This window comes from Rhodococcus sp. CX, from assembly GCF_015865005.1.
Classification (GTDB): Bacteria; Actinomycetota; Actinomycetes; order Mycobacteriales; family Mycobacteriaceae; genus Rhodococcus.
The window spans coordinates 1-8782 of record NZ_JADZGH010000268.1 but is presented as its reverse complement, the minus strand read 5'-3'; the positions used below and the strand labels follow the sequence as shown (position 1 = coordinate 8782).

At 69.4% G+C, this 8782-nt stretch carries 8 protein-coding genes and 1 pseudogene; 5 read left to right on the top strand and 4 right to left on the bottom strand.

Annotated elements, in window-relative coordinates; genetic code table 11:
* Window positions 1–693: magnesium and cobalt transport protein CorA (locus I0Q12_RS29845; RefSeq protein ID WP_197257409.1), on the bottom strand; the 693-nt coding region annotated here is incomplete at its 3' end.
* Window positions 694–802: 109 nt separating this feature from the next.
* Between I0Q12_RS29845 and I0Q12_RS29840 the strand changes: the two genes are divergently transcribed.
* The 4 genes from I0Q12_RS29840 (at window position 803) to I0Q12_RS34350 (ending at window position 4687) form a co-directional block, all read left to right on the top strand.
* Window positions 803–1657 carry a PHP domain-containing protein gene (locus tag I0Q12_RS29840; protein WP_197257407.1) on the top strand — a complete coding sequence of 285 codons (855 nt, stop codon included), beginning with the start codon at window positions 803–805 and terminating at the stop codon, window positions 1655–1657.
* Entirely contained in the window at window positions 1654–2103 is a 450-nt protein-coding gene (locus tag I0Q12_RS29835) for a hypothetical protein (RefSeq protein ID WP_197257405.1), read from the top strand. The genes I0Q12_RS29840 and I0Q12_RS29835 overlap by 4 nt, the downstream gene beginning before the upstream one ends.
* Window positions 2104–2517: 414 nt before the next feature.
* Entirely contained in the window at window positions 2518–3711 is a 1194-nt protein-coding gene (locus tag I0Q12_RS29830; protein ID WP_197257404.1) for an NADP-dependent malic enzyme, read from the top strand.
* Window positions 3712–3802: 91 nt separating this feature from the next.
* Window positions 3803–4687 (top strand): glycine betaine ABC transporter substrate-binding protein, encoded by an 885-nt coding sequence (locus I0Q12_RS34350; RefSeq protein WP_307846633.1) that lies wholly within the window; start codon window positions 3803–3805, stop codon window positions 4685–4687.
* Here the strand turns inward: I0Q12_RS34350 and I0Q12_RS29825 are convergent.
* From I0Q12_RS29825 to I0Q12_RS29815, 3 genes and pseudogenes are all read right to left on the bottom strand, one after another.
* Window positions 4658–5563 (bottom strand): annotated as a pseudogene (locus tag I0Q12_RS29825) (alpha/beta hydrolase fold domain-containing protein); the annotation flags it as partial. The gene I0Q12_RS34350 and the pseudogene I0Q12_RS29825 overlap by 30 nt on opposite strands.
* 8 nt (window positions 5564–5571) lie before the next feature.
* Window positions 5572–6399, bottom strand: a complete 828-nt coding sequence (locus I0Q12_RS29820) for an SDR family oxidoreductase (RefSeq protein ID WP_197257399.1) — start codon at window positions 6397–6399, stop codon at window positions 5572–5574.
* Window positions 6396–7985: an NAD(P)/FAD-dependent oxidoreductase gene (locus I0Q12_RS29815; protein ID WP_197257397.1), complete on the bottom strand. Its 1590-nt coding sequence runs from the start codon at window positions 7983–7985 to the stop codon at window positions 6396–6398. The genes I0Q12_RS29820 and I0Q12_RS29815 overlap by 4 nt, the downstream gene beginning before the upstream one ends.
* Before the next feature lie 72 nt (window positions 7986–8057).
* Between I0Q12_RS29815 and I0Q12_RS29810 the strand changes: the two genes are divergently transcribed.
* Window positions 8058–8684, top strand: coding sequence for a TetR/AcrR family transcriptional regulator (locus I0Q12_RS29810; RefSeq protein ID WP_197257395.1), 627 nt, complete (start codon window positions 8058–8060; stop codon window positions 8682–8684).
* Window positions 8685–8782 lie beyond the last annotated feature (98 nt).

The window sequence follows — 8782 nt, the reverse complement described above, 5'->3', positions numbered from 1 at the left end:
CGGCGTGGCGAGCGGGACCACCGCGCGGCGCAGTTCCACGATCTCGCGCTTGAGCAGATAGATCTGTTCGACGGCGATGCGGGTGCTGGGCGTGAACACGAGTTCCTCGAGGTCGTCGACGTCCGGCTCGACCAGGGTGGTCACCGCCAGATAGCTGTCCACCACGTAGTCGGCGACGGCGTGCAGCACCGACGCGGGCCCGAGCGCGAGCCGGCCGGGTGACTGCTCCAGCCGGTGCCGGACGTCGGACAGCCCGGAATGGTCGCCGTGCCGCACGCTCACCACGAAGTCGGGGCCGGTGAAGATCATGATCTCGCCGGTCTCGACGATCTCGTTGGTGGTCGTCACCGATTCGTGCTCGACGTAGTTGACGGTGCGCAGCACCAGGAACAGCACGTCGTCGTACCGCTCGAGCTTGGGCCGCTGGTGCGCGTGCACCGCGTCCTCGACCATCAGCTCGTGCAGGCCGAACGTCCGGGCGACGCTCGTCATCTGGTGTTCGTCGGGTTCGTGCAGTCCCAGCCAGACGAAGCCCTCGCCGCGGCTGCGCACCTCGGCGAGCGCGTCCGAGTGCGTGTACCGGCCGGGCAGGCGCCTGCCGTCGATGTAGACCGCGCAGTCGACGACGGCCTCTTCGGCGGGGACGGGGACGGCTCGGGAGTCGGCGTCGCGGCGGGACGGCAGGTTCGGCATCGGTTCCCTTCCGCGCGGCAGCTCGGCCCGGCCATGCTAACCCGCCCGCGGACGCCGCCCGGGGCGTTGCCTCGAGCTGTGTGCGGCCGGCGCCTGACAAACTGGAGGGGTGCGCATCGATCTGCATTCCCATTCGACGGCCTCCGACGGAACGGACACGCCGGCGGACCTGGTCCGTGCCGCCGCGACGGCGGGGCTGGACGTCGTTGCGCTTACCGATCACGACACGACCGCGGGCTGGGACGAGGCGGTCGCGGCGCTGCCGTCCCGGATGACGCTGGTGCGCGGGATGGAGATGTCGTGCACCGGCCGCGGTGAGGACGGGCATCCGGTCGCGGTGCATCTGCTCGCGTACCTGTTCGATCCAGCCGACCCGGTGTTCGCAGCGGAACGGGAACGACTCCGTACCGAGCGGGTCGGGCGGATCCGTGCGATGGCGTACCGGATGGCCGAGGACGGCCTGCTGCCGGATCCGGAGAGCGTCGTCGAGGCGGCGGGGCCCGTGGCGGGACGCCCCCACCTCGCGCGGGCGCTGGTCGAGGCCGGGGTGGTTCCGACGGTCGGTGCGGCCTTCACCGATCTGCTGTCGCCGCGGGGCCGCTACTACGTGCCCAAGGACGACACCGCCCTCGAGGATGCGGTGCGCATGGTGACGGCGGCCGGGGGAGTGACGGTGCTCGCGCACGCCCGCGCGCGGGCGCGCGGCAGGTTGCTGGCGCTCGACCACGTCGAGGAACTCGTCGACCACGGGCTCGGCGGGCTCGAGGCCGAGCATCCCGATCACGACGCCGCGGACGTGCGGCTGATGCGGGACATGGCGGCGAACCTCGGGCTGTTCGTCACCGGGTCGTCGGACTACCACGGCGCGAACAAGGACATCGGCATCGGCCGATTCACGACGCACCCGGCGGCGCTCGAGGAACTGATCGCACGGACCTCGGGTGTCGAGGTGGTCGTCGGATGAGTGCGTGGGGTCGGCGGGGCCGCGAGTCGTACGGGGACGACTACGACGATCGGTACTACGCCGCGGGCAATGACGACACCGAGTACTACGACAATGAGTACTACGACCATCAGTACTACGACGCGTCGGATTCGCCGACGGAGGTGTTCGATCGTGCCGGCCGGCGGGACAACGTCGCCGTGCGCGCGGTGCGGACGCTGTCCGGACTGGTGTGCGGCGCGGTCGTGATACTCGCCTTGGTCGTGGGCGGCGCCCAGTACCTCGCCGGGAATCGGGGAGTGCCGGGGCCGGGCGTCGAATCCGTGGCGGCTCACGTGGTGGCCGCGATCGTCGTGATCGCGGCTCAGATATCCGCGGATCGCCGTCGCGGGCTGTCCGCTCTACCCGGTTCCGCTGTGGTGTTTGTCACTGCGGCTTTCCTGATGTTCACGCAGTGGTGGGGATGACGCCCCGTATCTTCCCTGCTACCCGTGAGTAATTCGTCCGTTACGTGGACAAGACCCCCGGTTTCGTCGAAACTCACAGGTGGGACGCTCGAAAAGTGAGAGCTTCGCAATGTGTGGCGATTTGATTGTTCCGTTGTGAAGGTGGCAAACTTGCGTCCAATCCGGCGCCGGAGATACCCCCCGATGCCGGACGATGGCAGACCCCTGTACAAGGGCTCGTCGCCAGGGCTCACCAGCCACGGCGCCATCACGCTCCGGAAGTCGTACAGCGTAGTACAGCGGTAATCGTGATCGCGCCCGGATGCTTCACAGAATTTGTCCTTGGCGAAGCACCTGCGAACGAATGGTAAATCGTCGCAGCTACTTCGCAGTAACCGCGACCTGGGTGGTCACGGAACCAGCAGGAGTGTCATCGTGTCTATCGTGTCCGACGCACCAACGCCCAGCAAGGTCGAACTGACCAACGAAGAGATCTTCGACGCGCACATCGACGGCAAGCTGTCCGTCGAGCTCACGTCGCCGCTCGAGAACCAGCGCGACCTGTCGATCGCGTACACCCCGGGTGTCGCGCAGGTCAGCCGCGCGATCGCCGCCGACGAGACCCTCGCCGCCCGCTACACCTGGACCGACCGCCTGGTGGTCGTCGTCAGCGACGGCACCGCCGTGCTCGGTCTCGGAGACATCGGGCCGCGCGCCTCGCTGCCGGTGATGGAGGGCAAGTCCGCGCTGTTCAAGAAGTTCGCGGGCCTGAACTCGATCCCGCTCGTTCTCGACACCAAGGACCCCGACGAGATCGTCGAGACCCTGATCCGGCTGCGTCCGAGCTTCGGCGCCGTGAACCTCGAGGACATCTCGGCCCCGCGTTGCTTCGAGATCGAGAAGCGCGTCGTCGAGGCCCTCGACTGCCCGGTCATGCACGACGACCAGCACGGCACCGCCATCGTGGTGCTCGCCGCGCTCATGGGCGCCGTCAAGGTCCAGAACCGCAACATCGCGGACCTGCGCATCGTCGTCTCCGGCGCCGGTGCCGCCGGTGTCGCGTGCACCAACATCCTGCTCGCCGCCGGTGCCACCGACGTCGTCGTGCTCGACTCCAAGGGCATCGTCTCGCGTGAGCGCACCGAGCTCGGCCCGATCAAGGCCGACCTCGCCGAGCGCACCAACCCGGCCGGTCGCCACGGCGGGCTCATCGAGGCCCTCGACGGAGCCGACGTGTTCGTCGGTGTCTCCGCCGGCACCGTGCCCGAGGAGATCGTTGCGACCATGGCCGACGACGCGATCGTGTTCGCGCTGTCGAACCCGGACCCGGAGATCCACCCGGAGGTCGCGAGCAAGCACGTCGCAATCGTCGCGACCGGCCGCAGCGACTTCCCGAACCAGATCAACAACGTGCTGGCCTTCCCCGGTGTGTTCAAGGGCGCCCTCGACGCCGGTGCCCGCCGCATCACCGAGGGCATGAAGCTCGCTGCCGCCGAGGCCATCCTCTCGGTTGTCGGCGATGAGTTGGCGGTGGACAAGATCGTTCCGAGCCCGCTCGATCCGCGCGTCGCACCCGCCGTCGCCGAGGCCGTCGCGGCCGCGGCGAAGGCCGAGGGTGTCACCGACTAGCGGCATCGCACCGCACGCCCCGGACGGAGCCCGCACCAAGGCTTCCGGACCGGGGCGTTCGGCGTTGCGGACGGTGCGCGAGGATGGCACGGTGACCACGAACTCGAAGCGCACGACACGGTCGGGAAGAACCCTGGCCGCAACGGCGGCGATCGCGGCCGCGGCGGTCGCCGGGTGCGCGTCTCCGGTCCTCGACGAGGCCCCCGGACCGTCCGGCGTGGTCGTCGGCACGGGAACCGGGACCGACGGCGGGCTGCTCGCCCAGCTCTATGCGGGAGCGTTGCGTCGCACCGGGATCGACGTGACGGTCCGCGATCCGGGCGACCTCGCCGCGCTGGACGCCGCCGAGGTCACGCTCGTCCCCGGCTACACGGGCCGGCTACTGCGCCACTTCGACCCGTCCGCACCGCAGACGGACGCCGAGGACGTGTTCACCGCGCTCGGCCGGGCACTGCCCACCGACCTGACGGTCGCCGACTACGCGACCGCCCAGGACCGCGCCGTTCTCGTGCTGAGCGACGCGACGGCGGCCGCGCTGGGTGTCACGGGCGTCGACGAGATCGCCGGCCGCTGCGCGGAACTCACGGTCGCGGCGACGCCGGGCTTCGCCGCGACCGGGGGCCTCGAGGCGCTCGCCGCCGCGGGCTGCGTGCCCGCCGCCGTCGAGCAGGTCGCCGACGCAGACGCCGTGCGCGCGGCGACCGATCGCGGCGCGCTCGGCGCCCTCACGACGGCCTCACCCGCGCTCGTCGATGCCGGCCTCGTCGCACTGGCCGACGCCCCGGACCGCGCGCCCGGTGAGGACGCGACCGCCGAGGACGCGCAGCCACCGGTGTTCGCGGCCCAGAACGTCGTCCCGTTGTTCCGGCGGGACGTGTTCGGGGAACGTCAGCTCGATGCGCTGAGTGTGATCGCCGGAGAACTCACCACCGCAGACCTCGCCGTCGCGGACGCGTGGCTCGGCGAGCATGTGTGAGCGCAGGAACTCACCCAGGTCGACGATCGCGTCGGCGGCCTCGCGGACCAGCGACGCCTGCAGGTGGGCGACGTGCCACAGCCGCGGCTGTTCGGTGACCTGCACGTCGACACCGGCCGCCCGCAACCGCCGCGCGAACTCGGTGACCTGCGGGTAGAAGACCTCGGTCGTGCCGACGTGGATCAGCGTCGGCGGCAGCGGGCGCAGGTCGGCATGCATCGGCGCGTATCCCGGATCGGCCGGGTCGCCGTCGCCGAGATACGCCTCGGCGGACGGGAACAGCCATCCGGTCGAGAGCACGGTGTCACGGTCGAACGGCACCGCGCGCGAGCCCGGATCCACCCACGGCGACAGCAGGCCCAGCGCGGCGGGCGTCACCCCGTGCCGGTCCGCAAGCCGCAGGGCCGCCGCGACCGCCAGACCGCCACCCGCGGAGTCCCCGGCGATCGGTGTGCTCGCGGCGTCCACACCGTGTTCGGTGACGAGCTCGAGATACGCGGCGACCGCGTCGTCGAGCGCCGCCGGATACGGATGCTCCGGGGCGAGACGGTAGTCCAGGACGTACACGGCCGACGCGGTCGCTGCGGCCAGGTGCGCGGCGAGCGACCGGTGCGTGGCCGGGGAGCAGGTCGTGAACGCACCGCCGTGCAGGTACAGCACCGCGGTGCGCCGCTCGGTCGCACCGACCGTGATCCGTTCGGCGGGACGGCCGGCGAGGGTGATCTTCCGGACCACCGTGCCCTTCGGCAACGTCTGGATCGGTGCCGCCAGCCCGAGCAGCCGTCGTTGCATCGGATACGACAGCCGCGGGCTCAGCACGAGCCGGTACATCGGACGCAGGGCCGCGCGCACGAGCGGCAGCGGGAACTGTGGCATGTCGGTATCTACCCCTTCGGCAGCACGCGGCCGGCGATGTTCGCGACCACTCGTTGGTAGGACGGTCCGAGCAGCCGCACCCACGCGTCGAGCAGTTTCGCGTCACCGCCGATGAGCACCCGGGCGCGGTTCTTCCGTACGCCGTCGACGATGGTCTTCGCGGCGTCCTCCGGGGAGGTGCGGGCGAGCTTGCTGTCGAAGAACTGGGCGAAGCTCGCCTGGTCGACACCGTCGGGCACGGTCGCGTTGCGGGCGATCGCGGTCTTGATGCCGCCCGGATGCACGCACGTGACCCGCACCGGGTGGCCGGCGATCAGCATCTCCTGCCGCAGCGACTCGGTGAATCCGCGGACCGCGAATTTCGCTGCGTTGTAAGCGCTTTGGCCGGGGATCGAGAGCAGGCCGAAGAGCGACGAGACGTTGATCAGATGGCCGTCGCCGGACGCGATCAGGTGCGGCAGGAACGCCTTGCTGACGTTGACGACGCCCCAGAAGTCGACGTCCATGATGCGTTCGATGTCCTTGAACTCGGTGCGTTCGAACTCGCCGTGGTATGCGATGCCCGCGTTGTTGTAGACCTGGTTCACCGTGCCGAACCGTTCGAGCACCGCGTCGGCGTACGCGAAGACCGCCTCGCGCTGGGTGACGTCGAGATGGGTGGAGTGGACATCGGCGCCGAGATTCTCTGCCCGCCGGACGGTTTCGGCCAGGCCCACGGTGTCCACGTCGGACAGGGCGAGCCGCGCGCCCTTCGCGGCGAGCGCCACGGCCAGTGCCCGGCCGATGCCCGAGCCGGCGCCGGTGACGACGGCGACCCTGCCTGCGAATTCACTCATCGCACTGCCGCCTTTCCGCTGCTGCGCTCGGTCTGCTCGGTGGTGGTCACCGCGGGGTCGATCGCTGCGGCCGGTGGGACGAGGTCCGCGGCCGCGACGCCACGATACGCGTCGAGATCGAATTTCTTGGTCAGGCGCCGGAATTCGAACGTGAAGCCGGGCCACAGGGTGGTGTTGTTGCCGTGCTTGTCGAGGTACCAGCTCGCGCAACCGCCGTTGTTCCACACGCTGTTCTTCAGCGCGGCCTGCAGCTTGCGGTTGTACTCGTCCTGGGCTTCCTGCCGGACCTCGATCGTCCCGATGCGGTGCCGGTCGAGGGTTTCGACCGCGTCGACGACGTAGTTGAGCTGCGATTCGATCATGTACACCATCGAGGTGTGGCCCAGGCCGGTGTTCGGGCCGACGAGGAAGAACAGGTTGGGGAAGCCCGCGACCGCGCTGCCCTTGTAACCCTGCATGCCGGTCTCGTCGAACACCTCTGCCAGCGAGCGGCCGTCCTTGCCGACGATGCCTGCGAAGGTCGGGGAGTCCGTGACGTGGAAGCCGGTCGCGACGACGATCGCGTCGACCTTCCGGACCGTGCCGTCGCGGGTGACGACGGCGTCGGGACGCACCTCGGCGATGCCGTCGGTGACGAGGTCCACGTTCGGGCGGGTCAGCGCGGGGTAGTAGTTGTTGGAGATCAGCATGCGCTTGCAGCCGATCCGGAAATTCGGAGTGACCTTGCGGCGCAGTTCCGGATCGGGGATCTGCCGGCGCAGGTGCCGGCGGGCCGCGAACTCCAGCGGTTTCATGAAGATCGGGGCCTTGGCCAGGCCCACCACCTGCGTCTCGCGGGTGAGGTACTGCAGGGCGCGCGACAGTCGCTGGGCGCCCGGCACGTACTTGAACGCGAGATGTTCGACGGTCGTGTACTCGCGATCCGCGCGGGGCAGGATCCACGGCGCGGTGCGCTGGTACACGTCCAGGTATTCGACGCGGCCGGCGATCGCGGGCACGATCTGGATCGCGGAGGCGCCGGTGCCGATCACCGCGACCCGTTTGCCGGTCAGGTCGGCGTCGTGGTTCCAGCGTGCCGAATGGAAGATCTCGCCGTCGAAGCTGTCGATGCCGGGGATGTCCGGCAGCGACGGCTCGCACAGCGCACCCACGGCGGAGACGAGCACCTTCGCGCTGTAGTCACCGGTGGTGGTGTGCACGTCCCAGCGGAAGGTCGCGGGGTTCCAGCGCGCGCCGAGCACGTCGCACCCGAACACCGTGCGGCGCCGCACGTCGTACTTGTCGGCGACCCCGGTGATGTAGCGCTGGATCTCCGACTGCGGCGAGAACGAGCGGGTCCAGTCCGGGTTGAGGGCGAAGGAGTACGAGTAGAGATTCGACGGCACGTCGCACGCGGCACCCGGATAGGTGTTGTCGCGCCACGTGCCGCCGACCTCGGTGCCGCGTTCGAGGACGAGGAAGTCCTTACCGGCGCGGGTGAGGCGGATGGCGGCCCCGAGTCCGGCGAACCCGCTGCCGATGATCAAGGTCTCGACCTGCCGCACGGCGGCGCCGGCAGCGGAGATATCTGTAACCGGAAGACTCATGTATCCGAGCGTAGGTCCCTATTGAGGGATGGTCAATAGCATTGTTGACTCTAATTCAACAGAGGTGCTTGCATGGCACTTGTGAAGAACTCCGGCCCCAAACGCACCCGGCTCAGCCCGGACCAGCGCCGTGCGCAGTTGATCGATCTGGGTGTGCAGATGCTGTCGGAGCGGCCGCTCGAACACATCTCCGTCGACGACATCGCCGATCAGGCCGGGGTGTCCCGGGGCCTGCTGTTCCACTACTTCTCGAGCAAACACGAGTTTCACGTCGAGATCGTCCGGCACATCAGCCGCGACATGCTCGAACGCACCGCCCCGGACGAGAGTCTCGATCCGATCGCGATGTTGCGCGGCACCCTGGTCGCCTACGTCGACTACGTGACCGAACGCCGCGACACCTACGTGTCCATGCTGCGCGGGGCCGCCAGCAGCGACCCCGACATGACCGAGGTCTTCGAACAAACCCGGACCGCGATGGTCGAGCGCACCGCCGCACACCTGCCGATGCTGGGGATCGAGGTGACCCCCGCCGTGCATCTCGCGGTGCGCGGATGGATCGCGTTCGTCGAGGACACCACCATCGAATGGCTGCGCGATCCGCAGATCACCCGCGAGGAGTTCATCGAGCTCGCGGTCGGCGCCCTGCCCGCGGTGGTCATGGTCGCCGGGGCGCCGGCGGGTGCCTCCCCGTCGTAGCCGTCCCACCCCGGTTGTTCCGAGCGAATGTATCCCTCGTCTCCTTGGCGGGCTGTTGCAGAATCGCGGGTCGGTCTCGCCGTGACGCGGCGGGGCCG

Bases quoted from the DNA above. Each gene is read 5' to 3' on its own strand.
- I0Q12_RS29835 (WP_197257405.1), top strand. From the start codon at position 1,654: ATGAGTGCGTGGGGTCGGCGGGGCCGCGAGTCGTACGGGGACGACTAC.
- I0Q12_RS29820 (WP_197257399.1), bottom strand. From the start codon at position 6,399: ATGAGTGAATTCGCAGGCAGGGTCGCCGTCGTCACCGGCGCCGGCTCG.
- I0Q12_RS29815 (WP_197257397.1), bottom strand. From the start codon at position 7,985: ATGAGTCTTCCGGTTACAGATATCTCCGCTGCCGGCGCCGCCGTGCGG.
- I0Q12_RS29810 (WP_197257395.1), top strand. From the start codon at position 8,058: ATGGCACTTGTGAAGAACTCCGGCCCCAAACGCACCCGGCTCAGCCCG.